The 25,481-nt window shown below is 44.1% G+C and carries 22 protein-coding genes and 2 pseudogenes; 12 read left to right on the forward strand and 12 right to left on the reverse strand.

Annotated features, from left to right (window positions below; translation table 11 throughout):
- Positions 1 to 1,426: pseudogene (locus QUB30_RS17535) on the forward strand (Ig-like domain-containing protein); the annotation flags it as partial.
- A gap of 82 nt (positions 1,427 to 1,508) precedes the next feature.
- On the opposite strand, the gene QUB30_RS17540 reads toward QUB30_RS17535, so the two are convergent.
- From QUB30_RS17540 to QUB30_RS17550, 3 genes are all read right to left on the reverse strand, one after another.
- A complete protein-coding gene (locus QUB30_RS17540; protein ID WP_333335638.1) occupies positions 1,509 to 4,013 on the reverse strand; it encodes a GH116 family glycosyl hydrolase in 2,505 nt (834 codons plus the stop codon).
- A 211-nt stretch (positions 4,014 to 4,224) separates the two neighbouring features.
- Positions 4,225 to 4,830, reverse strand: coding sequence for a Uma2 family endonuclease (locus QUB30_RS17545; protein WP_333335641.1), 606 nt, complete (start codon positions 4,828 to 4,830; stop codon positions 4,225 to 4,227).
- A 41-nt stretch (positions 4,831 to 4,871) separates the two neighbouring features.
- Positions 4,872 to 5,417 carry a gamma carbonic anhydrase family protein gene (locus QUB30_RS17550; protein WP_333335644.1) on the reverse strand — a complete coding sequence of 182 codons (546 nt, stop codon included), beginning with the start codon at positions 5,415 to 5,417 and terminating at the stop codon, positions 4,872 to 4,874.
- A gap of 106 nt (positions 5,418 to 5,523) precedes the next feature.
- Between QUB30_RS17550 and QUB30_RS17555 the strand changes: the two genes are divergently transcribed.
- Both QUB30_RS17555 and QUB30_RS17560 read left to right on the forward strand, forming a co-directional pair.
- The gene (locus QUB30_RS17555; RefSeq protein ID WP_332957361.1) at positions 5,524 to 6,033 is read left to right on the forward strand and encodes a TIGR02652 family protein; all 510 of its coding nucleotides are present in this window, start codon (positions 5,524 to 5,526) and stop codon (positions 6,031 to 6,033) included.
- Positions 6,034 to 6,244: 211 nt separating this feature from the next.
- Positions 6,245 to 6,682: a VOC family protein gene (locus QUB30_RS17560; protein WP_333335649.1), complete on the forward strand. Its 438-nt coding sequence runs from the start codon at positions 6,245 to 6,247 to the stop codon at positions 6,680 to 6,682.
- A 246-nt stretch (positions 6,683 to 6,928) separates the two neighbouring features.
- Here QUB30_RS17560 and QUB30_RS17565 read toward each other — a convergent pair whose 3' ends face one another.
- The gene (locus QUB30_RS17565; protein ID WP_333335652.1) at positions 6,929 to 7,069 is read right to left on the reverse strand and encodes a hypothetical protein; all 141 of its coding nucleotides are present in this window, start codon (positions 7,067 to 7,069) and stop codon (positions 6,929 to 6,931) included.
- A 205-nt stretch (positions 7,070 to 7,274) separates the two neighbouring features.
- Between QUB30_RS17565 and QUB30_RS33885 the strand changes: the two genes are divergently transcribed.
- The 3 genes from QUB30_RS33885 to QUB30_RS17575 all read left to right on the forward strand — a co-directional run bounded on the left by QUB30_RS33885 (position 7,275) and on the right by QUB30_RS17575 (position 8,789).
- On the forward strand, positions 7,275 to 7,400 hold the full coding sequence (locus QUB30_RS33885) for a helix-turn-helix domain-containing protein (protein WP_445300512.1): 126 nt from the start codon (positions 7,275 to 7,277) through the stop codon (positions 7,398 to 7,400).
- Between the two features lie 6 nt (positions 7,401 to 7,406).
- Positions 7,407 to 7,550: a hypothetical protein gene (locus QUB30_RS17570; RefSeq protein ID WP_333335655.1), complete on the forward strand. Its 144-nt coding sequence runs from the start codon at positions 7,407 to 7,409 to the stop codon at positions 7,548 to 7,550.
- Between the two features lie 387 nt (positions 7,551 to 7,937).
- Positions 7,938 to 8,789: a sulfotransferase gene (locus tag QUB30_RS17575; protein WP_333335658.1), complete on the forward strand. Its 852-nt coding sequence runs from the start codon at positions 7,938 to 7,940 to the stop codon at positions 8,787 to 8,789.
- Between the two features lie 144 nt (positions 8,790 to 8,933).
- Here QUB30_RS17575 and QUB30_RS17580 read toward each other — a convergent pair whose 3' ends face one another.
- A complete protein-coding gene (locus QUB30_RS17580) occupies positions 8,934 to 9,479 on the reverse strand; it encodes an IS630 family transposase (RefSeq protein ID WP_333335661.1) in 546 nt (181 codons plus the stop codon).
- Positions 9,472 to 10,208 (reverse strand): IS1 family transposase gene (locus tag QUB30_RS17585; protein WP_445300510.1). Its coding sequence is split into 2 segments (ribosomal slippage): positions 9,472 to 9,915 and positions 9,918 to 10,208, totalling 735 coding nucleotides; the frame shifts between segments, so codons are not numbered across the junction. The genes QUB30_RS17580 and QUB30_RS17585 overlap by 8 nt, the downstream gene beginning before the upstream one ends.
- 978 nt (positions 10,209 to 11,186) lie before the next feature.
- On the opposite strand from QUB30_RS17585, the gene QUB30_RS17590 reads away from it, so the two are divergent.
- From QUB30_RS17590 to QUB30_RS17605, 4 genes and pseudogenes are all read left to right on the forward strand, one after another.
- Complete coding sequence (locus tag QUB30_RS17590; RefSeq protein WP_333335665.1) at positions 11,187 to 12,584, forward strand: sulfotransferase family protein; 1,398 nt, start codon at positions 11,187 to 11,189, stop codon at positions 12,582 to 12,584.
- Between the two features lie 56 nt (positions 12,585 to 12,640).
- A pseudogene (locus QUB30_RS33890) lies at positions 12,641 to 12,844 on the forward strand (transposase); the annotation flags it as partial.
- 410 nt (positions 12,845 to 13,254) lie between these two features.
- On the forward strand, positions 13,255 to 15,264 hold the full coding sequence (locus QUB30_RS17600; RefSeq protein WP_333335671.1) for a heavy metal translocating P-type ATPase: 2,010 nt from the start codon (positions 13,255 to 13,257) through the stop codon (positions 15,262 to 15,264).
- Positions 15,265 to 15,461: 197 nt separating this feature from the next.
- Positions 15,462 to 16,766, forward strand: a complete 1,305-nt coding sequence (locus QUB30_RS17605) for an Nramp family divalent metal transporter (protein ID WP_333335674.1) — start codon at positions 15,462 to 15,464, stop codon at positions 16,764 to 16,766.
- A gap of 142 nt (positions 16,767 to 16,908) precedes the next feature.
- On the opposite strand, the gene QUB30_RS17610 is transcribed toward QUB30_RS17605, so the two are convergent.
- Positions 16,909 to 17,661 carry a cupin domain-containing protein gene (locus tag QUB30_RS17610; protein ID WP_333335677.1) on the reverse strand — a complete coding sequence of 251 codons (753 nt, stop codon included), beginning with the start codon at positions 17,659 to 17,661 and terminating at the stop codon, positions 16,909 to 16,911.
- Positions 17,662 to 17,977: 316 nt separating this feature from the next.
- Positions 17,978 to 19,297: a carboxyl-terminal processing protease CtpB gene (gene ctpB, locus QUB30_RS17615; RefSeq protein WP_333335680.1), complete on the reverse strand. Its 1,320-nt coding sequence runs from the start codon at positions 19,295 to 19,297 to the stop codon at positions 17,978 to 17,980.
- A gap of 195 nt (positions 19,298 to 19,492) precedes the next feature.
- Here ctpB and QUB30_RS17620 point away from each other — a divergent pair, with 195 nt between their 5' ends.
- Complete coding sequence (locus QUB30_RS17620) at positions 19,493 to 20,338, forward strand: hypothetical protein (RefSeq protein ID WP_333335683.1); 846 nt, start codon at positions 19,493 to 19,495, stop codon at positions 20,336 to 20,338.
- 113 nt (positions 20,339 to 20,451) lie between these two features.
- On the opposite strand, the gene QUB30_RS17625 is transcribed toward QUB30_RS17620, so the two are convergent.
- Positions 20,452 to 21,021: a pseudouridine synthase gene (locus QUB30_RS17625; protein WP_333335686.1), complete on the reverse strand. Its 570-nt coding sequence runs from the start codon at positions 21,019 to 21,021 to the stop codon at positions 20,452 to 20,454.
- A gap of 139 nt (positions 21,022 to 21,160) precedes the next feature.
- On the opposite strand from QUB30_RS17625, the gene wecB reads away from it, so the two are divergent.
- On the forward strand, positions 21,161 to 22,273 hold the full coding sequence (gene wecB / locus QUB30_RS17630) for a non-hydrolyzing UDP-N-acetylglucosamine 2-epimerase (RefSeq protein ID WP_445300513.1): 1,113 nt from the start codon (positions 21,161 to 21,163) through the stop codon (positions 22,271 to 22,273).
- A gap of 267 nt (positions 22,274 to 22,540) precedes the next feature.
- Here the strand turns inward: wecB and QUB30_RS17635 are convergent, their stop codons facing one another.
- From QUB30_RS17635 to QUB30_RS17645, 3 genes are all read right to left on the reverse strand, one after another.
- Positions 22,541 to 23,908: a TPM domain-containing protein gene (locus QUB30_RS17635; protein WP_333335692.1), complete on the reverse strand. Its 1,368-nt coding sequence runs from the start codon at positions 23,906 to 23,908 to the stop codon at positions 22,541 to 22,543.
- 288 nt (positions 23,909 to 24,196) lie between these two features.
- On the reverse strand, positions 24,197 to 24,718 hold the full coding sequence (locus tag QUB30_RS17640) for a hypothetical protein (protein WP_333335695.1): 522 nt from the start codon (positions 24,716 to 24,718) through the stop codon (positions 24,197 to 24,199).
- Positions 24,719 to 24,726: 8 nt separating this feature from the next.
- Complete coding sequence (locus QUB30_RS17645) at positions 24,727 to 25,224, reverse strand: TIGR00725 family protein (RefSeq protein WP_333335698.1); 498 nt, start codon at positions 25,222 to 25,224, stop codon at positions 24,727 to 24,729.
- Positions 25,225 to 25,481: the final 257 nt, after the last annotated feature.

Raw genomic sequence — 25,481 nt, forward strand, 5'->3', positions numbered from 1 at the left:
AACTCCAAAGGAAAATCCCACGGAAAATCCCACGGAAACTCCCACGGAAACTCCAAAGGAAAATCCCACGGAAAATCCCACGGAAACTCCAAAGGAAAATCCCACGGAAAATCCCACGGAAACTCCCACGGAAAATCCCACGGAAACTCCAACCGAAAATCCAAAGGAAAATCCCACGGAAAATCCCACAGAAAGTCCCACGGAAACTCCCACGGAAACTGAAACTCCCACAGAAACTGAAACTCCCACAGAAACTGAAACTCCCACGGAAACTGAAACTCCCACGGAAACTCCCACGGAAACTGAAACTCCCACGGAAACTCCTGTTGACTCTGACAGCGTTCGCGGCGGGGATACTGATTGCATTTGCGAACAGATTACCCTACCCGCGATCGATTCGATTCCGGGCCCGAATTCAGTCGATCGCACTTTCAACGGCACTGACGGCGACGATTTCCTCACCGGCAGCAATCTCAGCGACGCTATCAACGGTTTCAACGGCGACGACATTCTGCGGGGTGAAAGGGGCAACGATAATATTTATGGCGGACTGCCCGCCAATGCCCCCATTGGCCCGGATACAGACAAAGACTTGCTGTTTGGCGGCGGTGGCAATGACTACCTCAACGGCAATGCGGGCAACGATCGCATTTTCGCGGGTAAGGGCAATGATGTGGCGATCGGCGGCAAAGAGGATGACTTGATTTGGGGCGACAAAGGCAATGACACTCTGGTTGGGGATCAGGGTAACGACTGCTTGTTTGGAGGCAGTTTTGACCCGTCTAACCCTGATTCGACTGGACGCGATTTGCTGTTTGGCGGTGCTGGCAACGACTTCTTGAACGGGGGAGATGCTGCTGATACTTTAAGCGGCGGAAAGGGCAACGATACGGTTTACGGGGGCAAAGGCAATGATGTTGTGGTGGGGGGTACAGGCAAGGATCTGCTGTTGGGCGATCGCGGCAGTGATAGCATTTGCGGCGGCGACGGGGACGATACTATTTTAGGAGACAGCGCGATCGACTTTAACGGCGAGCCAGATTCCCTGTGCGGCGCTGCTGGCAACGATCTGATCTTTGGCAACGGCGGTTCTGATAAACTGTGCGGCGATGAGGGCAACGATACTCTCTACGGCGGCAAAGGTGACGATTGTCTGATTGGGGGTTTGGGAAATGATATTCTCAACGGTGGCTTTGGGCGCGATCGCTTTGTTTTAACAGCAGGTGAAGGCAGCGATATAATTACTAATTTCACCAAAGGTGAAGATTTACTGGTGTTAGCGGGCGGTCTAACTTTTGCTCAACTTAGTATTACCCAAAACCCTAATGCAGCTTTCATCAGGATTGGTCAGAACGGTCAACTGTTGGCTGCTTTGAATGGAGTGCAAGCTAGTGCGATCGACATACAAGACTTTACCATAATTTAGTAAATCGATCGCGCCTTATTTTCAACCCAAATAAAAGCCAATAAACGCAGATCAATCAGATAATATCTGCGTTTATCGGTGTTCATCTGCCTGCATCTGCGGTTTTCAAACTCATCACATAGTAAATCGCCCAAATAGCCATCGCCCGCAAATAGTGACTCGCCCGAAAAGTTCCCCCCGCCGTAATCGCTTCCGGAGTCCGAAACTGCAACCCATTCTCATAAATCTGTTTCACCACCGCATCCGTCAATCTAAACGCTTTCTCCTCCATTCCCATCTGTACCAAAAAAGCCGCCAACCCAAAATTAATCCCCGTCCAAACTTCTAAAGGATGAGTCGCATTCGGATTTTCCGGCGAACCGTTTAACATTACCCCATTCGCCGCACCGAACTCGCCATCATTGAATTTCAAAAAGCAAGAATCGTACACAGTTTCTAAAGCGCTGACTGCACATTCGGGCGGCACAATATCGGGAAGTCCTAACAGTTTCGCGTAAAATTGACCGCACAGTTGGTCTGTCATCACCACTTCCGATTTACTCTCGCTGTCCAAACGGTAGTATTGACCGTTCCACAGTTTTTCTTGATAGCTCGGTCTTGCTTGTTCCAGCCAACTGTGATATAATGCAATCTTTGCTTGAGGGTTAGGAATTATCTCCGGTGCTGCATCTTCCAAGATTTCGCCGATCGCGATCGCAGCTTCCAGCGCCGCCAACCACAAACCCCCGCAGTACGCACTTATTCCCCGCATTTGCCAATCATCAAACGTCTGATCCGGTGCTCCAGAATTCTCAGGAATTCCGTCCCCATCCTCATCAAAAGTTTTCAGATAAGCTAAAGCCTCAACAATTGCCGGCCAACACTCTTGCAGAAACTCGCAATCTGTGCCGCCAGTCAACAAAAAGTCACGATAAACCTGCAACACAAAATCGCAAGGCAAATCCTTCCACAAATTGCAATCTTGATAGCTGGTATAATTCGTTTTCTCCCAAGGATGTTCGTTGGGAGCACCCAAATCGTGCGGCGTCGCCCCGACAGCTTTTCTAATAGCCGAAGCTTGATTCCAGCCAATAATTCTCGGCGTATCGTCTCCGGCAGAAATTGCCCTAGCGAACGCTAAAACCACCGACTTTTCTAAATCCGGCCACAGCATCAACAAAGCAAAAGAACCGTAAAGCCGCACGTCCAAACTTTCGTACCAGCGGTAATCTATGCACTCCAAAACCGCAAATTGACCCTTCGGATCGCGTTCGTCAGCCGCACTCCAAAGAGTACCGCCGTCAGTCAGGGCGTATAACTCGTTAAACAGCGCCATTTTAAAACTGTCTGACAAATCTTTCCGTTCTAAAATCGGTTTTTGCCAAGCTTCGATATTTTCGCGCCAAGTATCGGAATGCTTCATTGCAGTACGAATAATCGGCCAAGCATTTTTGCCGTTGCGGCCGAAGAAATCTGTATAGCGGCGGTAGTACCAAACTCCCGATGCAAACTCAGTAACGGGCAAATCCCAAGCTATAATAAAGGGGATTTTGCGCGTTTTTCCCGGTCGAATAGTAAAGCGAACTGCGATCGCACAAGCCAACTGTTCTCCTGCGGCTGCGGCTGTCTCGTCTCTGTCATCCAACAAGAAACCTTCAGCAGAAAAGTTGCGCCAAATATCGTCACCGTTCCCCGCCGGGTTCCAGCGAGTTTGATAGAATACTTCTACTGCGGGATTAGTAATAGTTGCGATCGCCCATTGTCCATCCCCCTCTTGCGGTTCGTCCTCAGCAGTCAACCGCGTCATCAGGCAACCGATGCGGTGAAAATCTTCCACCAGCAAATTCAAATTTCCGGCACTTTCTCCCCACCGGGATTGATAATCATAAAATGGACTGCCATCATCTCGCACCATCACTTCCGGCGATTTATTAACATTAGTAAACCAACCGACTATATTTTGCCAACTTAGCATGATGCTGAGAGTAATCGGCGCATCTGTAGGATTGTGCGCCACCCATTCAAACATGGCAACGGGGTAACTGCTTTCCTGATAATTGTTCGGCAAAATTGGCGAAAATTGCTCGCAGCTTAATTTAGCCTCAAACACATTTTCGTAAACAAACCAACTGCGCGGATACAAAGCATGATAAGTGCCAGAATTAGACTTTACCCCTCTCCCTTCATCCTGGTGTATTCTATCCGTTACATCCGTTACAAAATCCGCTGCCGAACTTCCTTCTTCCTTCTTCCTTCTTCCTTCGCAAGGATACCATTTCCAACTAGATAAACTGCCATCGGTAGGCGGTTCAGTGGACAGTGCAAAAGCTTGTTTGTTACCTTGAGTTTCTTCAAAAACGCTGAACTGACAAGCGGGCAAACTGCGAAAAATGTGCTCGCCGCCGTCAATGTGCCAGAGGTTGAAGTCGCCGCGGGACGATCGCCCGATGCAGCCGGCACCGAACCCGCCCAGAGGCATTCCGTGCCAGGGCCCGTCGTCGAGATTGCTTGCATAGCGGACTGTATAGGGATTCTCCCAACCGAGGCCGATGGGACGTTTCCAGGTGTGCGGGGGGATGTTTGGATTGGATGTGCGATCGTTATTCATGTGATTGATCTTAGCGCTCGATCGAGACTTGACGAACTTTTTTATTTAAGTTTAAACTTTTATCGCGCGAACGAATCCCGATATTTCCGACTATTGTTGACTGTTGATTGTTGAGTTAAAGCAATTGGGTTCAGCGTTCCCGGATTCATCAATTCTCCAATCTAAAATCTAAAATCTAAAATCTAAAATCTAAAATCGGTTCAGCGATCGCCTAACGTGGCAGAATATCATCTAGGCGAAGTTGCAAGCTTTTTAACAGAGGAGAAATAATCGGTTGGCCGAGGCGAAATTGTTGCTGGATGTAATCTTGGTCAATCAGTTGGCAAACGGTGATAGTAGGTTGTTTTGGTTTACCGATAAAAGCCACGCCTCCCAATCCGCGATAATCAACTATCCAATATTCTGGAATTCCTAAAAGAGCATATTCTTCAACTTTTCTGGCGTAATCTGTTTCCCAGTTAGTGCTAACTACTTCTACCACCAATTTAACAGATCGCCCCAGCGTAATCACAGGTTCTCTTTCCCAAAGAGGTTCGCTGACAATAGCAGTTTCATCTAATACGACAATATCGGGACGGCGGGCAGTAGCTGCATCTGAAAATGGACGGATCAAACAAGTGCGGGGAATAAACCAGGGTAGTTTTTCGGCGTCGATGGCGATGCCGATTTGAGTTGCTAGTTTACCGCTGACGGTTTCGTGCGGGCCTGTTGGTTCCATGTCAACTAATTCTCCGTCAGCGAGCTCGTAGCGGAAGTTGTCACAATATCGATCGAGGAATGTTTCAAAAGTTAGGATTTTTTGCGCGGTGTAAGCCATTGAAAACTAATAGTTTTTTGCTGAAAATCTTATTCTATCAACTAATCAAATCCCAAATCAGTTCCTTTCCCCGCGTGAACCAAAGCCAACTTTTCGTAACGCTTAGCGTGTTCCACCAACTGGGCGGCTTCTTCCTCAGAGACATCCCGCAGGCGTTTGGCAGGCACTCCCGCAACTAGCGTGTGAGGGGGAACGTCCTTGGTGACAACCGCCCCTGCACCGACGATAGAGCCTGTTCCCACCCTGACTCCATCGAGGACGATCGCCCCAATCCCGATCAGGCAACCCCGTTCAATGTAAGCTGAGTGAATCACGGCTCGGTGTCCGACTGTCACGAAATCTTCCAAAACCGTCGGTTTCCCGGACTCGCCGTGCAGAATTGCTCCATCTTGGATATTGGTACTTGAGCCGATGGCAATTCGCTCTACATCCGCCCGCACCACCGCCCCGTACCAGATACTAGCGCCTGCAGCCACCTCTACCCTGCCGATGACAACAGCGCCTTCAGCAACAAAAGCCGCTTGGGATAGATCGGGCCTGGGCCAATAGGAAGGAAGTGCAGGCATAAGTTCGTTGAGATTGCTCATTTGTTGCTCGATCGTTATACTTCTAGGAGATTAGCTGGTTGTTGATACGGGATATAATAAGAGTATTTGGCACTTTTGCAGAGAAAATATGCTGGGACGCAAATAAATGATTGAAGTTGCCTTGCAATACCCGATGTTTGGCCCGGAAATTCAGTGTCCCCACTGTCGCCAAACAATTCCGGCTCTAACGCTCACGGATACCTATTTGTGTCCGCGTCACGGGGCATTTGAGGCAGATCCAAAAACGGGGGAACTGGTTCACCTTCAGTCTGGGCGGCACTGGCGTCGCTGGGAGGGTGAATGGTATCGCCAGCACACGCACCCGGACGGGATTCGGTTTGAAATTCACGAGGCGCTCGATCGACTCTATACTCAAGGGTACCGAGCAACTCGCGTGATCGTTGCCCAACGCTATCGCGACTTAATCAGCGCTTATTTGGAACGCAGCACGCCTTGGCGCGGCCAGTCGGAATCGCCCCGGCCGAGGCTGTACGGTTTGCCTGTGGATTTTAGCCCCGATCCCCAAGAAGACCCTTGCTGGGAAGTGATTAATTTTGATTTGGAAAAAGAGCCGGGAGTTCCGATTAGATATCCCTATTTTCGGTTGTTTGAATAAGTGAATAAGTGAAGGAAGAGGGAAGTTCGGCAACGGATTCTGTAACGGATGTTAGGAAGAGGGAAGAGGGAAGAGGGAAGAAGGCTCTATTGCTTTCGCGCTAAAGATGCTGCGACCGTTTATAATTCCGAATTCCGAATTTACCCTCTAAAATCTCAAATCCAAAGCTGTAATTCCTACTTCCATTCTCAAATCTAAAATCTAAAATCGAATGCACCACGCCTCGATTCGCACTGCTAACATACACCGGGCGATCGCCTTTTACGAACAGTTGGGATTTACTGTGAGCGATCGCTTTACTACTGGTTACACCCTAGCCTGTTGGATGGAAGGCCTTAACGGACGCATCGAACTCATTCAAATCCCGGAACCCAAACCCGCACCGGATGCTTTTGGAGACGAGCATTATGTTGGATATTATCATTTATCTTTTGATTTAACTGAGGCGACAACTGACTTGCCTAGCTGGTTGCAGTCTTTGAAAGAGCGGTTTGAGGAAGCTGCTAAAGACCAACCAAACCAGTTTCAAGCTTTGAAAGTTTTATTAGAACCGACTCAACAGGCGATCGGGCAAAATGTTTACGAAGTAGCTTTTATTGCCGATACTGATGGTTTGCCTTTAGAATTTATCCGGCGGATGAATAGCTAATTAAGTCAGAGTTGAAACACTTCAGAAATCCCATCAGCGTGCATCTGTGTTCATCTGCTGATATCTGCGGTTAAAAAATCCCAATCCCACTAATCTGCTTTAATCCGGATATCAATTAACCAATAACTTCAGTAGAAGGAATAATGGGCGTTGCTGATTTACGGTATGAAAGGCTAAATATGCCCGTCATAGAAACCAGTATTCACAAAGCGTTTGGATTTTCAACTTATTTTTTTCATACCATGATTAAGCAACACCGATTTTTTGGGTGGCAATCAAGTATAATAGCAGTAATTTTTCTTTACTTACTGCGGTTATAGCCCGTTCGAGTCGATGCTCTAGTTCCTCAACCGTTTCCTGGATTTCTACTTGAAATTTGTTGGCCATATTGGATCTCCTCTACTTTAGCCTATATGAGCGTGTACCTTCATGGTGAATTGGTATTAGACAGAATTAATTACACAAATACATAGTAGAAGGATATTCCAGGCAAAATTATGAGTTAATTAGAATTTCCTATGATGTTTATCAGGAAAATAAATCCTCTTTTGTCTAAATTGCTCGACTCGAATTCATCGCCAAAGCCGACATCATCAGGTACGTCACGCGTGCACATTGCCTCATATTAGCTTCGCAAGGAGTAAAAAAAAGAGAGTTAATGAATATTTTCAGAATAAGTTATAAGACACTCTATAAGTGGTTCACTCGGTGGGAATGAGAGGGAATGATAGGACTTTATAATAAACCAGGAAGAGGTGAAGAGGCACTATTTAACTCTTCGCAGAAAGCCCAAATCAAAGACTGGGCTAAACAAGAACCAAAGCAATTAAAAAATGTTAGCCAAAAAGTTCAAGAAGCCTGGGGATAAGTCCGAGTATAAAAACAATTTTAAGATTCTCGACTTAGCTCTAGGTGAAGAATACCCCCGCTCTCGGGGAGAACTGATGAAACCTACAAACTTTACTGTTATAATTGATATGGCTGAAACCTTAGCAAGCGAGCAGCCATTTTTACGCGTCGATTTTTAGGATATTGGCCGTCATATCTTTGGTGAGCTAACCCTTAATCCTAGTTCTGGCATGGGAAAATTTGAGCCTCCTGAGTATGACTACAAGCTTGGCCAATTGATGCCGTAATGGTCAAAACAGCAGTGTGAAGGATTAACAACTCAGTGTTTTGATATTCCGTCAGTGAAATTGTGTGTTAATTAAAGTTCTAAAATATTTTCCCAAAGCAATTTATTTCTTACAGCGATATGGTGCTAAATTCTGGATCAAGAATCAATCAAAAGGTTTGTTTTATCTGTGGCGCTGGTCACTCTGGCTCTACGCTTCTAGGACTTATACTGGGAAGTCATCAGGATTGTTTCTACTCGGGAGAGGCAAGGAAAGCCAGATTCATGCAAAATACAAACTACCCCATAAAAAGAACTTGCAACCTTTGTGGTATCAATTGTCCAGTTTGGAAAGATTTTATTACTAGCACTCACCTAGACTTATACGAACAAATATCGCTCAAAACACAAAAGCCAATTGTAATTGATTCTACAAAAAACACTTCTTGGCTAGAAGAACAAATAGCCACTATTCAAAAAACATCTTCCCAACCTTTTTTGATATTTCTCCAAAGAGATGGGCGGGCAGTTATCAATTCCCGCACCAGAAAATATCCTCAAAAAAATGTCAAAAAAATAATTAATGATTGGAAGGAACTCATTAATGAAACCCAAGAATTGTACCGTCATTTTAAGGGTAATAAAATTAAGATAAAATATGAACATCTTGCCACAAATGTAGAAAATGTCATCAGAACGCTTTGCGATTTTTTGGAAATAGACTATCAACCCCAAATGGTTAAATATTACCAGCACGAACATCATCCAGTAGGAGGAAACAACGGAACGAAGTTTTTAATAGTAAAGGCTCAACACAAAAATACAGAAGAATTTTTACATAAGGTATCAAAGCGTTGCTCAGATTATTACCAAAATCATGGTTTAGAAATTACTTTAGATTTGCGTTGGCATCAAGAACTTGACCCTACTGTGGAGCGTTTATTTGAAGAAATTGCCGATAAAGAAAACGAAGAATTGAAATGGGAGGTGTAGCATCGAACCAACTTATGATTTTTCTCAGACCTCTTCTCAACTCAAAATTGTTCGGAGTATTGTAAATTTGCCATGAAAATTCTGCTATTAAGCGTTTACCCTCCACAAGGAGGCGGCTCATAGCAATTCACTATGAATCTGCACTTAATATAGCTTCAAGGATATAGTCCCAACCACAGAGAGATAAAACTTCTTCATTCGTGAGAGATTTGATATTATATCTACCTGTTCTTTAAGTTTATCTAAACTCGAATAATTTTCCCACTTTAGGTCTTTTTTTGTATGTGACCACAATCTTTCAATCGGATTTAATTCAGGACTATAGGCAGGTAAATATATTGGCATTACATGGTCGTGCCAGTCTAATAATAGAGCTTTATGAAAACTACCATTATCCATAATAATTAGATTGAAATAGTCTGAGTATTTTTGACCAAATCCATTTAAAAACTCTTTAACACAGTTGCTATCGATGCGAGCAAATTCTTGATAATATTGTTCGCCTGTTGCTGGCTCTACGACTCCATAAACATAAAAATTGCCTCGCTTCCATTGCTTTTTTCCTACGGGTTTTACCCCCTTTAATGTAATCATTTTGCCCTGCATAGTAATCAATCCAAATCTACTCTCGTCCTGACGGTAGTCCTTTTTTGTAAAGGACAGACAAAAACAATCGATCTTGTTATGCAATCCCCATTTTTTTTCTGACTTGTTGGTTATATTCGTGGATGAAGTTCCAGATTGCCCCGATATGATTTTCTAGCTTTTTCGAGAATGATAATGTTTTTCTCACTAACCTTGATATTCTCTGTCTTAACGTGTTGTTGAGCCTTTCAATATAATTCGTTAATCCGGTCTCCAATCCTTGCGCAAAATGCCTTTTGCTTGGCACTACCTTTTCATACGCCTCCCACATGTCTGTATACACCTTGGCGCACTGCTTATATACCCCTGGTAATGAATCCCAGAGTTGTCTGGCTGATGCCCGTGAACGCTCTCCGATATTACATCCGATGATTTCTCTGGTTTGAGCATCGAGCGCAATCCAGACCCATTGTTTGTTTCCTTTATGATCCACAAACGACCACAACTCATCCATTTGAACCGTCAGCTTCCATGATTGCTTTTGGCACTACTTCTGCTTGCTGCTCTACATGCTTGATAATATTTGTTCACATAGTTTTGGAGCCAGCTTGCTGACACACCTACTGTTCTGACTATTCCGGCTAAGGCGATTTTCTCCAATAACAATAAATTTACCAATGCGATGATGTCTTTGTCTTTTGGTTTCCACTGTGGATACTCCACAAACTGTCTTCCACAGTCTCGACATTTATGGTTTTGTTTTCCTCTGCGCGTTGTCCCATTTTTCATAATGTCATCAGAGCCACAGGTCGGGCAACTTAGATCGAGTTTCATTCAATCATTCCTCTGTCGCGATCGTCGATCGATTATACTATTTTTCTCCGCCCTTTACAAAAAAGCACTACCGTCCTGACACCATATCCTTACAGGTTTTCCTTTTCCGAAATATTTAATTATTACTTTGATAATCTCACACAGTTTTTTTTAAAGTTTGTCTGTGCAACTTCGTTCACTTTATTACTTTGGGGTCTTGGGACTTTGAGGTAAGCTTTTAATTTATAATGAACTAGGTCATGTACGATTTTATAGCTCACTTTAATCCCGCATTCTGTTTCTAGCCATAGCTGTAATTTGCCATAACTTGTCTCCCCCTCTGGTTCTTGCAGTTTTTTGATTAATTTTTCTCTGACTTCTGGTGGTATACGTAGAGTCTTCCCGGAAGCTTTTTTTACTGTGAGTAATTCGGTAATTCCACATTGAAACTATGTTTTCAACGAACGATATATTGTTGATTCGTCTCGCTTCAGCATCGTGGCTAATTCTTCTCTTGTTTTGATTTTTTTGGTGTCAATCCAGTATAATAACAGTAATTTTTCTTTACTTACTGCGGTTATAGCCGTTCGAGTCGATGCTCTAGTTCCTCAACCGTTTCCTGGATTTCTACCTGAAATTTGTTGGCCATATTGGATCTCTTCTACTTTAGCCTATATGAGCGTGTACCTTCACGGTGAATAGGTATGAGATTATTCTTAATAGACCTCTTGCAAAAATAATTAGGACGATGCTCAGAGCCCATCCCACAATTTTTTTTCTTGTGGGATGGGCTTTGAGCATCGTCCGAAAATTTGATTAAAAAGACTTATGCAAGAGGTCTAATATGTCGCTTGTTACATAACTTTTAAGAATTGGTACAAGTTCGCACCACTATCATAAATTTACCGAAAAATCAAGCACTTGACTTCTGATTTTTATGGTGATAATGTAATTTATCAGCTTTCCAAGTTAAAAACTCAGGCTTGGAATTAAAATACCATGAAAAAAATCGATTTAGTTTTTAGAACTGTTGGCGAAAGAACATCCCAAATAGCCTTAGACCTAGCTATCAAAAATATTCAGCCTCGTCAAGTTCATATTATTGAAAATGTTAAACCTTTTGCCCACGCTGTTCAGCAAATGCTGAAAATGAATTACGCTTGTGATTTTGTTGTCTTCATGGATGCTGATTGTTTAATTATGGAGGATATGTTTCCTTTCCTTACCAGCAATAGTTTGCCATACGTAGACTGTTATGTTCTTGATAAATTCAGAGGTCATATTCATTGTGGTGTACATATTACTAGAATTGATGTAATCAGAGAAATGCAAGCAATTAAAGTACCTGATAATGATGCTAAATATGTGTTAAGACCTGAATCAAGAACTCGTGGACTGGCACTAAAAAAACTGAAGCTAAAAAAAGCATTTAAGAAATTTAACATTATCCATGATTTTTTTCAATTCTATCACCATATTTTTGCCAAATGTGCTTTGAGAGAACTGAGAAGTCGCCAAGATTATCATCAAGCTAAATTAACTATTTGTGAGGAAGATTGGGGAAGACAAGAAAAAGATTTAGATTTTTTGGTTGCTAAATATGGTGTAAATTATGCAAGAAAATATATTTCCAAGCAGGCAAGTCAGCCCGAAATTGCTAGGTTTATTGAAAATTTACCAAATATTGCTCTCCGCGAACTTAAGCAAATGAATATTTTGGAAAAAGCTCCTTTGACGTTAGCCGAAACTATAGAATTTTCAAGTAAAATTATTATTCAAAGACCCATGATAAGTAAAAAGATGAAAGTTTTTGGAATTGGTTTGAGTCGCACGGGAACTAAAAGCTTAACAATGGCATTAAATATGCTAGGGATTAATGTTGTTCATTATCCTGATGATGAGACAATTTTACAAGACCTGATGGCTGCTAAGTATGACTTTTCGATTCTCAATGATTATGATGGGATTACAGATATAACGGTAGCTCCTTTTTATTCTCAGTTAGATAAATTATTTCCTGATAGTAAGTTTATCTTAACCGTGCGTAATAAATTATGTTGGTTAAAGTCTTTAGAAGCTCACTGGTCAAAGAGGCCTGCGTTTGATTTCGATCCTAGTAATGAGACTAAGATGCAGATCAGAAGATTATTAAGAGCGGCTGTTTATGGTACTTATGCGTTTAATGAAGATAGAATGTCTTATGTTTATGATTTACATTATAGAAATGTGCTTGAATATTTTAAATACCGTCCAGAATCTTTGTTGATTATTGATGTTTGTGATGGCGAAGGATGGGAAAAGCTCTGTCCATTTTTCAATTTACCTATATTAGAAGAACCTTTTCCTTGGATGAAGAAGAAAACGGTTTTGACCGAAATATTGTCAGGGGTGAAGTGATTTTGCTATATCGAACGCAGGAAAATCGAGCTTGGTGCAAAGAAAGAGGAATTAGGATGAGTGGCGTTACTGTAGGAAGACCCCAAAAAATATTAGCAAGTCAAAGAAGAAACAAGCTCAGTCAGACGAGAGAATTCGTAACTCAATTTGTCAGAAAATTTGGAGAAGCTAAAAGAAGATTCAGCCTTGGTAGAGTCATGGCTAAACTTTCTAATACTTCTGAAACAACCATCGCCATAACTTTTATGGTGATGAATCTTTCTGCCCTGGTACGGCAGGCTTTTTGACTTTTTTTTATGTCTATTTCACAACAAAAACCTTTTTTCATGTTTTCTGCCTGTGACGATTAGCACAGATTATGTTCTCTTAACAATACTTAAAAAAATGGGTAGACAGAAACCGGGTTTTTACACCAAAATACTCGCCAAACACCCTCAATCTCGCTGAAAAACCCGGTTTCTTGAGCTTTGTGTATCAGCCATGTAATTACTTGCCCGCAATTGAGAACAGTTATTATTATTAATTAGTTCTCACCGTCACTACAAACTCAACAATATTTTTCTAAAAAATAGCTAGATTTTGAAATCAAAATCTAGTAAATTATCTTTTTAACCTATAATATGAACATCTATTCATACTATCAGACATAAACAAAAACCCAGAAAACACCATGCAAAAAGCCAAATCTAGCGATTCCGGCTGCTCTAGTTGCAGTCACGACGACCACAATCACAGCAATGAGAATCATAACCATGACCACGACCACGGACACGACCACGGGCACGACCACGGGCACGACCACGGCAACGGAGATTTCAACCTCAAGCAAGAATTGATTCCTGTTATATCAGTTGTTGTACTGTTTATCGGCGGTTTAATTTTTGAAGAAAAACTGCACAACACGCCCTATTCTATAGGTGAATATCTGGTTTTCATCCCAGCCTATCTTTTAAGCGGATGGAATGTTTTAACCAGTGCGGGTCGCAATATTTTGCGAGGTCGATTTTTTGATGAAAATTTCTTAATGACTGTAGCAACACTCGGCGCTGTCGCTATTCACAAACTCCCTGAAGCAGTCGGGGTGATGTTGTTTTTCAAAATCGGAGAACTTTTTCAAGAATTTGCGATCGGGCGATCGCGTCAATCGATCAAATCGCTTTTAGAAATTCGTCCAGATTATGCCAACCTCAAGAACAACGGCGACATCAAAAAAGTTTCGCCAGAAACCGTAGCCGTCGGCGATATCATCCTTGTCAAACCGGGAGAAAAAATCCCCTTAGACGGTGAAATTATAGACGGCAACTCTCAGATTGACACATCTGCACTAACTGGAGAATCAGTACCTCGAACCGTGAAAGTTGGAGAAACAGTTTTAGCAGGAACAATTAACCAAACAGGAGTTCTCACCGTCAAAGTTACCAAACTATTCGGCGAATCTTCAATCTCCCGAATTCTGGAATTAGTAGAAAATGCCAGAAGTAAAAAAGCTGAAACTGAAAAATTTATTACCAAATTTGCCAGTTACTACACGCCTTTTGTCGTATTTGCATCGCTAGCAGTGGCTTTTATTCCGCCTTTGTTCATTTCAGGAGCAACTAATGCCGATCGCTTTTTATGGGTTTACCGCGCCCTTGTCTTGTTAGTTATTTCCTGTCCTTGCGGATTGGTGATTAGCATTCCTCTGGGATACTTTGGGGGAATTGGCGGTGCTGCCAAGCGCGGTATTTTGGTTAAAGGCTCGACTTTTCTAGATACCCTGACAGCAGTCAAGACAGTTGTTTTAGACAAAACAGGAACTCTGACAAAAGGAGTTTTTAAAGTAGCACAAATTGTGCCTCAGAATGGTTTTTCCCAAACAGAGTTAATGGCAATAGCGGCTAAAGTAGAATCTCAATCCAATCACCCAGTCGCGAAATCTATTCTGGAAGCTTACGGCGGAAAAATAGATTCATCGGATGTGAAAGATTACGAAGAAATAGCGGGACACGGCATCCGAGCCAAATTAAATAATCAAATTGTGCTTGCGGGAAATGACCGTTTGCTGCACCGAGAAAACATTGCTCACGATGTCTGCAATGCTGAAGGTACGATCGTGCATTTAGCGGTAGACAACCGCTACGCTGGGTATATTTTGATTGCTGACGAGCTTAAGGAAGACGCAGTACAGGCTATTCGCGACCTCAAGAAACTGGGTGTTGAGCGAATCGTGATGCTCACAGGAGATAATCAAGCTGTAGCCGATAGTGTTGCGAAAAAGCTCGGTTTAGATTCCTATTTAGCCGAGTTATTACCCGAAGGAAAAGTCGAGGCGATCGAAAAACTGATCGGTCAATCTAAAAAAGGCGATAAAATTGTCTTTGTCGGAGACGGAATTAATGATGCACCAGTGCTTGCTAGAGCTGATGTGGGCATAGCGATGGGGGGTTTGGGTTCCGATGCGGCGATCGAAACCGCCGATGTTGTGATTATGGCAGATGCACCGTCAAAGGTGGCTGAAGCCCTTCAAATTGCCCGGAAAACTCACAATATTGTTTGGCAAAATATCATTTTTGCCATGTTAGTCAAAGGCATATTTATTGCTTTGGGTGCTTTTGGTTTAGCGACAATGTGGGAGGCAGTTTTTGCCGATGTTGGGGTAGCTCTAGCAGCTATTTTTAATGCTACTAGAGTTTTGAAATAGAGTATTAGCAGACAAGGGTGATTTTTGCCGATCGACCTCATCATAGTCGATCGCGCGCACCTAGGTTCAACCTCAAAAATATACACAACTTAATATATACGGTGACTCCGCCAGATTTTGACCCATACTACTGATCGAATTTAGGGGAATTTGTGAGATTATGAAAAGAATATGAAAATTATTGAACGGTAAAACCAATGACTCACCCCGAAAACAGACCCAGCCTTCCTGAAGTCCACCGCAGCATCCCCGTTCCCAACAGCAAAGGTTTCTGGCGTAAAATGCTGGCTTACGCAGGGCCTGGATATTTGGTTTCAGTCGGTTACATGGACCCCGGAAACTGGGCGACTGACTTAGCAGGGGGAGCAAAGTTTGGCTATGCGCTATTAAGTGTGATTTTGCTATCTAATTTGATGGCAATTTTGCTGCAATCACTCTGCGTGCGTTTAGGAGTGGCAACGGGACGAGATTTGGCACAAGCTTGTCGAGATTATTTCAGTCCGCGAGTCAGTTTTTTGCTGTGGATACTTTGTGAAATTGCTATTTCTGCTTGCGATTTAGCTGAACTTGTTGGAAGTGCGATCGGACTGCAATTGCTATTTGGCATTCCCTTAGTTTGGGGAGTGTGCATCACTGCGCTAGATGTGATAATGGTGTTATTTTTACAAGGGAAAGGCTTTCGTTATATCGAAGCTTTGGTGATTACCATTATTGCAATTATTGGCGGTTGTTTTATTGCCGAAATGATTTTTGCAAAACCGGATGCTGGAGCAGTTTTACTCGGTTATGTTCCCAAGCTAGAGATTTTGCAAAATCAGGCAATGCTTTATATTGCGGTTGGTATTTTGGGGGCAACTGTGATGCCGCACAATCTCTACCTGCATTCATCGATCGTGCAAACTCGCTCTTGGCAAGAAACTGCTGATAAAAAATGGGAAGCCATTCAATTTGGCACAATAGATTCTACCGTAGCGCTGTCAATAGCTTTGTTTATTAATTCAGCCATTTTGATATTGTCTGCTGCCAGCTTTCACTTTTCCGGCTATCAAGAAGTAGCAGAAATTCAAGATGCCTACAAACTGCTTTCTCCGGTGCTGGGTGTGGGTTCTGCCAGTGCAATTTTTGCCTTTGCTTTATTGGCTTCGGGGCAGAATTCAACCTTGACTGCAACTCTAGCAGGACAGATTGTGATGGAAGGGTTTCTAAATTTTCGACTGCGGCCTTGGTTGCGGCGGTTGCTGACTCGACTGGTGGCAATTGTACCAGCTTTGATCTCAATTATCCTGTTTGGTGAAGGCAGTACCACTAATTTGCTGGTTTTCAGTCAAGTGATTCTCAGTTTGCAATTACCCTTTGCAGTAATTCCATTGGTAATGTTTACCTCAAACCGCCGCTTGATGGGAGAGTTTGTGAATCCATTTTGGCTGAAAGCGGTAGCTTGGTTAGTCGCTAGTATTATAGTAGGATTAAATAGTTGGCTGTTATTACAAACCATTTTTTAGCAGTTGCCAATTTCGGGAATTGAGAATTGCTATATAAGTTGAATATCAACTAAGTAAGCACACCTCAAAAACGAAGTAGCTTTTATTATAGACTTGCCCCCGCAAAGGGGAAGTTTTGTCTAACAATTTACACTGCGAATCCTTAGCTAGAAGAATCAGTTATATCAAAAGGCTGTCGGAAGTCTTCTCCAACAATAAATCGCGTTGAATCTAGAGGATAAGTCTTAACATAAACCAGACAACCGGTGGGCGACGACGGACTATAGGGAGAATTGGGTGAATACCGCAGCCAACTACCAGTTGGGTAATCTCCTAACTCATCACTCCAAGCGCCTTCGATGACAAAGATTTCTTTCACCTCAGATTCAACTACGTTCGACAAGGCTGTGCCAGGTTGCCAGCGTTCCACCCAAACTTTTTCATGAAAACCCTCTTGCTCATAAAGTGGCTTTACTTCAATTTGGGGAATAGCACCGGGCTGCCAGGACAACTCGTAAATATTCGTTTTCACCCGCTGGCGAGTGGTTCCACCATGTTGCCGTAATTTAACAAATGTCAGGCAACCTTCATCGCTATAAGGACGATGGATAAACCCTTCGGGATTGAGCATATAAGATCCTGGAGGATACACACCAGTTTCATCAGCGAAGTTACCCTGGAGTACCAAAATTTCTTCTCCACCCGGGTGTCCGTGTAGCGGGAAAAACCCACCCGGATCGAAGCGAGTCAGCATGGTGACGGGATGATCTTGAACGTTATCGTCGGACTCAAAACAACCAAACCAGATCCCACTAAACGTTGTCTGATGCCAGGTTAGCGATGACTGCAAGACTGCGGCTCGACTTGATATGTCGTTGTGAATTGGTTGAGGTTGCCACTGAAGTTGAGAACGCATGATTATTGAAATTTAAGATGAATTTAACGTTGACTTAATATTAATTTCTGATTGTTAAGTACGTCAACCTAATTAAACGTAAAACGCGAGATATGTTAGATACCCAACTTTTTTAAGAAGTCAGAGTTTTAGTAACAACAGTCAGAAAAGCTAAAGGTTTATTGTCTTTCGTCGCAATGACTGTCTCGCTCTGGTGAGGGGTACGATCGCTTGCTCCTTCTTCCTTTTTCCTTCTGCTATAACTAATAACTAAAAAACAAAACCCGCCGGCGCGGGTTTTATCTTAAAGCTAATTGTTAATGACTGACGGTTTCAACTACTTCTGAGGAACAAGAGCCTCCTTACCAGCAACGGGACGGGGAGACGAAGCAGTAGTTTGCAAAAGTGCGATCGCCTGCGCGTAGCAAGGATCGTCCTGAGTCGCAACCAACATCGGTTTGTTAGCTAATTTCAACTTTTGTTCGTCAGTTACTTCGACTTTGACATCGGGAGTAACCCCCTTGTGGCTGATATCCGTACCGTTGGGAGTATAGTAGTGAGCGATCGTCACCGCCAATCCCGAACCGTCAGCCAAAGAATGCACCGACTGCACCAAAGCTTTGCCAAAAGTTTGGCCGCCCATCACAGTTGCGCGCTTGTTGTCCTTCAGAGCACCGGCCAAAATCTCGCTGGCGCTGGCCGAGTTGTCGTCCACGAGCACCACCAAAGGCTTGTCAGTGATTGCAGTGCGGTTTGCCCGCATTTCCTGAGAATCGCCCGCGCGATCGACTGTGCGGACGATCGCCCCTGTATCCATCCACATCCGAGCGATATCAATGCTCACTCGCAGCAACCCGCCGGGATTCCCGCGCAAATCCAAAACAAAAGCGTCAGCTTTCTGAGCCGAGAGCTTTTTAATCGCCGCCTGCATTTGTTCGCCCGCGTGGGAGCTAAACTCTTGCAAGCGGATGTAACCGACATTCTTACCGCCTTCATTCTTGAGGCTGTAGCGAACCGCTGCTACCTCAATTCTCGCCCTAGTCAGAGTGATGTCAAATTCGCTTTTGCCCTCACGAGCAATCCGCAGCGTGACTTTCGTGCCTTCCTCGCCCCGAATTACCTGAGCCGCATCCGAGACAGTCATGCCTTTGGTAGTTTTGCCGTCAATCACCAAAATCGTATCGCCCGCTTGAATCCCTGCCTTCAGGGCCGGGGAATTTTCCATCGGCTCGACTACCCTAATCGCTTTCGTTTTCTCGTCTTCTTCCAGCCTCATCCCCACCCCTGTCAGTTCCCCGGAGGTTTGATTCGTCAGGGCTTCGTACTGCTTCGGGTCCATGAAGCGCGTGTACTGGTCGTTTAATTTCTCTAGGGCTTTGCGGAGAGCGGTGTAGGCAGCTTCGCGAGAGGTATAGTTTTTGCTCAACAGTTCTTGGCGGGTCAATTGCCAGTCAGTCTTGTTAAAGCTGCCATCAACATACTCTCGGTTCACAATTTGCCAAGCTTCGTCTAAGACAGCTTTGGGGCTATCTTGAAGCTCAGCGCGGACTGATTGACTCAGCCCGGGAACGAGTAAAGATATCGAAGCGGTTGTTGCCATCGCCCCAGTGAACAGGGCTGCCTGTAATTTAGAAAAGCGTCTGCGGGCTTGATTCATTGAATTTGGCTCAATTCGATTTTAGATTTTTGATTTGAGATTTTATATTGCTAAAAAATCTCAAACTACTACTTAAACTATTGTGTGGAGGCTCCACCATCCCTTTGGACAGTTTAACGAGATTTTTAGTCGATCGCCAACCAATTATTACTCTCTTTCAATAAACTTAATTTAAAACTTGGATTTGAAAGTGCCGTGGAAGCTAAAATCGAACAATTTTCGCGTAAGTGGTTGAGCCTGGTCGTTAATGGAGTTATCGGTATAGCAGCGCTGGCGGGGGTCGTTGCCATGCAGTCGAGCGGGGAGTTGGGCGGAATGTCCCCAGTTGGCGTGCAGGGTCAAAAGCCCCTCTCTGCAATGTCTGCTGGGAGTTTCAAACAAGCCGCACAGCAAGAAGCGCAGCAAGAAGCCCTGCGGCTGAAAATGCTCAAAACTCTCCCTAGTTTTGGCTTTGACAATTTAATTGCAGATTGGACATTTCTCAAATTTTTGCAGTATTTTGGCGACGACGAAGCGCGAAATGTGACGGGTTACAATCTGAGCCAAGATTATTTTGACATAGTTACGCGGCGCGACCCGCGGTGGACTGACATATACCTGTTTCTTTCCACAGCTATTTCTTTTTATCAGGGAAAGCCTGAAACTGCTGTTGAGTTGATTGAGCGCGGTACTAGCGCCCTTTCCCTTTCGCCGCAAATTCATCCCCAATCGTGGATAGTGTGGCGAACTAAAGGTCTTGATGAGTTGCTGCTGTTGGGGGATATTCCCGAGTCAATTCGCTCTCACGAAATGGCCGCTGATTGGGTGCAAGGAAGCCCGGAAGGACCGAAAATGGCACCGATGTTTCGAGCAACTGCTGAGTATTTGCGCCGAGATCCCGATAGCGTACCGGTGCGGTTTAATGCTTGGAGTACGATTTATTATCAAACAACTGATAAATTGGTGCGTCAAAGGGCGAAACAAGCTCTTGTCAAGTTGGGAGCTCAGGTGCAAAAAGATAAGGATGGAAAGGAGAGTTTTATTTTGCCGGCTCGAAAGTAAGCAGAAGGAAGAAGGGAAATGCAGCCACAGTAATAGTTTCAGCTATCAAGAATGTCCTGACCGTCAAGACGGTTGACTGTAATTCCCCAATCTAACAATCTAAAATCTAAAATCTAAAATCTAAAATCTGCTTGAGTTAGTTCCCGCCATTCACCGGGTTTGAGACCTTCCAGACGCAAATGCCCGATCGCACATCTGACCAGCCGCAGCGTCGGAAACCCTACTGCTGCTGTCATCCGGCGCACTTGGCGGTTTCTGCCTTCTGTGAGAGTCATTTCCAGCCAAGCTGTCGGCACGTTTTTGCGAAATCTAATCGGCGGTTCGCGGGGTGGCAAAGGGGGTTCTTCTAACAATAATTGCACTTTTGCCGATCGAGTCCGATAATCTTGAATTGTGACACCTGTCTGCAAAGCGGAGATCGCACTTGCATCGGGAATTCGTTCCACTTGCACCCAGTAAGTGCGGGGATGAGCGAATTTTGGGTCACTGAGGCGGTGCTGCATTTGTCCGTCATCGGTTAGCAGCAAAAGTCCTTCACTATCGCGATCGAGTCTTCCTACCGCATAAATGTTAGGAATAGGAATATAGTCTTTGAGAGTGCTGCGTTTAGTTTCGCTGGACTTGTCAGTGAATTGAGTTAAAACATCGTAGGGTTTATAAAATAGAATGTAACGATAGGGCATGAGCAATTAACAAAAATCTACTAATCTCAATAATCCTGTAAGGGCGGGTTTCACCGACAATAATTGCCTAAAACCCAAAATCTCGAAAACCCGCCCCCACTTGGGCGGCAATATGAATAAACTTACACCTAATTTTACCATGCCCGAAGCCACACGCCGCATTTGCATCGTCTTAGGAACTCGCCCGGAAGCGATTAAACTAGCCCCAGTAATTCAACTGTTCAAAAGTTCGCCAACCTTTGACACCCAAGTAATTTTAACCGGTCAGCACCGAGAAATGGTCGAGCAAGTAATGCGAATGTTCGATCTAAAAGCCGATCGGGATTTAGCAATTATGCAGCACCAGCAAACCTTGACGGATATTACTTCCCGGAGTTTGCAGGGTTTGGAAGCATTGTTTAAAGAATTGCAGCCCCAAATCGTCTTAGTTCAGGGCGATACAACGACAGCGTTTGCCGCTACTTTGGCTGCATTTTACCAGAAAATACCCGTAGGTCACGTAGAAGCCGGATTACGGACAGACGACGTGTTCAATCCTTACCCCGAAGAGGCTAACCGACGGTTGATATCTCAGCTCACACGGCTGCATTTTGCCCCGACAGAGCTGGCCCAAGAGAATTTAGGGCGATCGGGCGTTTTGGGAGAAATTCACCGTACAGGCAACACAGTAATCGATGCTTTGCTTTCTGTCGCCAAACGCGAACCAAAATGCAACATTCCTAACTTAGATTGGAGCAAATATCGCACTATCTTAGCAACAGTTCACCGCCGCGAAAATTGGGGCGAACCCTTACAAGGAATTGCTCGCGCATTTCTCCAAATCTTAGATAAATTTCCCGAGACAGCTTTACTGCTACCCCTGCACCGAAATCCCACTGTTCGAGAACCTTTGCAAGCTCTTTTGGGCGACCATCCAAGAGTATTTTTAACTGAACCTTTAGATTACGCAGAATTAGTAGGAGCCATTCAGAGATGTCATTTAATCCTCACAGATTCCGGTGGCTTACAAGAGGAAGCACCTAGTTTGGGTAAACCCGTTTTAGTATTGCGAGAAACCACAGAAAGACCCGAAGCAATTTCCGCAGGAACTGCTAAACTTGTAGGTACGAATTCTGATACAATTTTCACAGCAGCGGCAGAATTGCTCAGCAATTCCGAAGCATACAACGCAATGGCAATGGCAATCAATCCCTTTGGGGACGGTTTGGCAGCCTCGCGGATTTTGAAAATAGTTGAAGACTATTTTAGTTAGCTAACCCCTCGCGAGTAGGGCCGTTTCATTTTCTTGTAGGGGCAAACCCCCCGTGGTTGCCCCGATGCCTGAAATGCCCATAAAATCATCTGTGGGTGGGGGCGGGCATTCTTGGCACCGCAAGAGTCAAAATCGCGGTTTTCCTGAAAATGAAACAGCCCTGCCTCGCGACTGGGGCAGTTGAAACCGTAACTACACACACGAAGTCCCCGGAGAGGGGGACTAATTCCTGTTAAAAAAAACTCGGTTTATCCCTCCATTCCCGAATTACCAATCCCCACCCCCACCCCCACTACTGCTGTAGTCGCTACTGCTACTGCTGCTACTGTAGTCGCTACCGCTGCTACTGCTGCTATAGTCGCTACTGCTGCTGCTGCTGCTGCTACTGCTACTGCTGCTGCTATAGTCGCTACTGCTACTGCTGTAATCGGCACCCGCACCGCCACCGCTGGAGTCGCCACCGCCAAAGCTACCTCCGCAGTCGCTACTGCTAATGCTGCTGCTGTAATCGGCACCCGCACCGCCACCGCTGGAGTTGCCACCGCCAAAGCTACCTCCGCAGTTGCTGTTGCTAATACTGTAGTCGCTGTTATTAGTGCAGTAGTGGCCACCGCAATCATCGCTACTACTGTTAGTGCTGTAGTCGCTAGTGCTACTGTAATCGATGCTGTTACTGCTGTAGTCGCCACCCCCACCGTAATTGTTGTGGCTGTTACTGCTGTAATTACGCGGATAACGGTGGAGGAAAGGAGATTTCCCAGAAAATAAGCTGCGAAATATATCGATGCTGTTAATGCTGTAGTTGCCACCCCCACCGCAATAATTGGGATTATTACTGCTGTAATTGCGCGGATAACGGCGGTGGCGGGAACGAGATGTCCGAGAAAATAAGCTGCGAAATATCCTGAAGATAATGAAGCAAGGTATAAATGCTATGAATGCTATGAATAACAACCCAAGTAAGCCATAGATTGGATTCGATGAATCTTCACCTGTGGATATACTATTGCTAATAACTGGCGATTGACTAGGTATTGGTGACGGTTTCACCCCTTGAGATGGTACAAGTGGAGCCAAAAGCCGCGTGGTTTGAGATTGAGCATTTACGCTCGGAGTTTGTAAAACATTTACTAACTCCTTTGTCCCGGCTAATGTGCCCCCGTCAAAGTCCTGCTGTTTAAATCGGGGCGTAATTTCTGTTTTAATAATTCCCACTACCTTCGCATCGGGTAAAATGCTTTGAAGGCCAGAACCTGTTTCAATTTGAACGCGGCGTTCACCCGACGAAATCAACAATAAAACTCCGTTATTTTTACCTTTCTTGCCAATAGCCCAAAAGTTAAATAATTCTGTAGCAAATGCTTTGGGTGTCGCAGATGGCTTAGTATCAGGCACTGTCACAACAGCGATTTCTGAGCCGTTTTTCGCCTCTAAATCCGAAATTATTTGATTTAGTTGAGTTTCGGTGATATCGCTGAGAATGTTTGCATTGTCCGTTACCCAAGTATTATTTAATTGGCGGGGATTCGGTACTTCTTGTACTGTTATACCTTGGCTCGTTAGGGGAAATGCAATTGCCGAAAAGCACAGCAAACTGCTCCAGATTATTTGTTTGTTCCTAAATTGTAACTGCATGGCTTCAGTCTCCTGAATAACTGCTAATCTGAAATTGACATCTATCTGTCCGCCTAATTACAATTAAATAACCAGCTCACTGTCAGGTCAATTCATATTATTCAGAAGTTGGATTCATAAAAATCATAATTTTAGGTCCGCCATAAGCACTTTACATTTATAGTCTAGGACGCAGGGGTGGCGAGAAACCGGGTTTTTAACCAAAATAATTGCTGAAAACCGTTAATCTCGGTTCAAAAACCCGGTTTCTTAGTGGGCGAGTGCGAGTGCGAACTAATTTAGATCTTTTTAAGGAGAGGGAACTGGTTGCAGAAAATTGCTGCTGCCTTTATAACCGGATAAAATAGCCAGTTTTTCCAAAGATTGCCGGCCAGTGTAATATTTACCCCGAATTTCCCAAGTGGGATAAGCTTTAATATTGGCAGCTTTGCACAAATCCGGTTGAGCATCTTTGCCTCTGGGATCGCACTCTATGTAAGTAATTGTGGTAAATGCTTCTTTGCCGAAAAGTTCTTGTTGCGTGTGACAGTGAGGACACCAGTAAGCACCGTACATTCTAGCTTTGATGGTCTGCAAATGGGTTGCTAAAGCGATTTGAGCGGGTACGGATTCGCTGCGAATAGGTGGCGCTTCTTGTTCGGTAACAGGCTGTGCCAAAGGAGGAGGCGGAGGGAGGGTTTGTGCTAATTTTTGAGTGGGTTTATTGCTGAAACTTAACTTGGCAATTCTTCCGTCTGCTTTGGTAGTGACGAAAATCCCCAAAGTCAGGAAAATGCCGATCGCACAAAAGTTGAATTTGCTTACTCTCATCTTAGATTTCATCTTGGATTTGCTAGGATTTCGCGAGCTTGATTCATAGCCTCTACAGGATTGTTTACCACAAAGATGTTAAATTGTGCTAAACCTTTAAAAAAAAGTTGACTTTCGGCGCTGTCATTTAACAAGATAACTTGTTTGTTAGCTTTGAGAGCGAGGGCAATTTCCGAAGCAGTCCCCGCGCCCATACCGCAGGCAATTATTACATCTGAAGAAAGAACGTTAATATTATTTCTGGCGTTTCCCATATCGGTGACAATGGCAATATCTACAGCTTCAGAAATGCCGCGAGTGTCATTTCCCGGAAGGATGCCGACTGTTAAACCGTTAGCTGATTTTGCTCCTTTGTTGGCCGCATCCATGACGCCGACATTTCTGCCGCCAGTTAGCAATATCCATCCTGCTTGGGCGATGAGTTGTCCGAGTTGATAGGCGTTTTCTAAGTCGGTTGATATGGCACTTTCGCCCGGGCCCATGATGCCGATGATGATTTTTTTCATAGTTTTGGGGTGAATATATCGCCTTCTTGAAAAAGCGAGAATTCTTCTGAATCTGGGTCAGAAAGGGCGATCGATATTTTAAAAAAATTCTCCTTTTGAGTTGCTTAGCATAGCAACAAAAAGAGGCTCGAAGATGGAGCCTCTCTTTATTGTTTTCTGTTCTATCGAACTTTCACTTGACCCTAGAGCGTCGGTACAGTATTAGAAGTTGACAAAAAAAGAGATATATGAATTTACCCGGTCAAGGAATCCAACTC

Source organism: Microcoleus sp. BROC3, assembly GCF_036702515.1.
In the GTDB taxonomy this organism is placed as follows: Bacteria; Cyanobacteriota; Cyanobacteriia; order Cyanobacteriales; family Microcoleaceae; genus Microcoleus.

Bases quoted from the DNA above. Each gene is read 5' to 3' on its own strand.
- QUB30_RS17550 (WP_333335644.1), bottom strand. From the start codon at position 5,417: ATGAGCAATCTCAACGAACTTATGCCTGCACTTCCTTCCTATTGGCCC.
- QUB30_RS17565 (WP_333335652.1), bottom strand. From the start codon at position 7,069: ATGGCCAACAAATTTCAAGTAGAAATCCAGGAAACGGTTGAGGAACTA.
- QUB30_RS17545 (WP_333335641.1), bottom strand. From the start codon at position 4,830: ATGGCTTACACCGCGCAAAAAATCCTAACTTTTGAAACATTCCTCGAT.
- QUB30_RS17640 (WP_333335695.1), bottom strand. From the start codon at position 24,718: ATGAGAGTAAGCAAATTCAACTTTTGTGCGATCGGCATTTTCCTGACT.
- QUB30_RS17560 (WP_333335649.1), top strand. From the start codon at position 6,245: ATGCACCACGCCTCGATTCGCACTGCTAACATACACCGGGCGATCGCC.
- ctpB (WP_333335680.1), bottom strand. From the start codon at position 19,297: ATGAATCAAGCCCGCAGACGCTTTTCTAAATTACAGGCAGCCCTGTTC.
- QUB30_RS17610 (WP_333335677.1), bottom strand. From the start codon at position 17,661: ATGCGTTCTCAACTTCAGTGGCAACCTCAACCAATTCACAACGACATA.
- QUB30_RS17575 (WP_333335658.1), top strand. From the start codon at position 7,938: ATGGTGCTAAATTCTGGATCAAGAATCAATCAAAAGGTTTGTTTTATC.
- QUB30_RS17540 (WP_333335638.1), bottom strand. From the start codon at position 4,013: ATGAATAACGATCGCACATCCAATCCAAACATCCCCCCGCACACCTGG.
- QUB30_RS17600 (WP_333335671.1), top strand. From the start codon at position 13,255: ATGCAAAAAGCCAAATCTAGCGATTCCGGCTGCTCTAGTTGCAGTCAC.
- QUB30_RS17570 (WP_333335655.1), top strand. From the start codon at position 7,407: ATGATAGGACTTTATAATAAACCAGGAAGAGGTGAAGAGGCACTATTT.
- QUB30_RS17625 (WP_333335686.1), bottom strand. From the start codon at position 21,021: ATGCCCTATCGTTACATTCTATTTTATAAACCCTACGATGTTTTAACT.
- QUB30_RS17555 (WP_332957361.1), top strand. From the start codon at position 5,524: ATGATTGAAGTTGCCTTGCAATACCCGATGTTTGGCCCGGAAATTCAG.
- QUB30_RS17635 (WP_333335692.1), bottom strand. From the start codon at position 23,908: ATGCAGTTACAATTTAGGAACAAACAAATAATCTGGAGCAGTTTGCTG.
- QUB30_RS17645 (WP_333335698.1), bottom strand. From the start codon at position 25,224: ATGAAAAAAATCATCATCGGCATCATGGGCCCGGGCGAAAGTGCCATA.
- QUB30_RS17590 (WP_333335665.1), top strand. From the start codon at position 11,187: ATGAAAAAAATCGATTTAGTTTTTAGAACTGTTGGCGAAAGAACATCC.
- QUB30_RS17605 (WP_333335674.1), top strand. From the start codon at position 15,462: ATGACTCACCCCGAAAACAGACCCAGCCTTCCTGAAGTCCACCGCAGC.
- wecB (WP_445300513.1), top strand. From the start codon at position 21,161: ATGCCCGAAGCCACACGCCGCATTTGCATCGTCTTAGGAACTCGCCCG.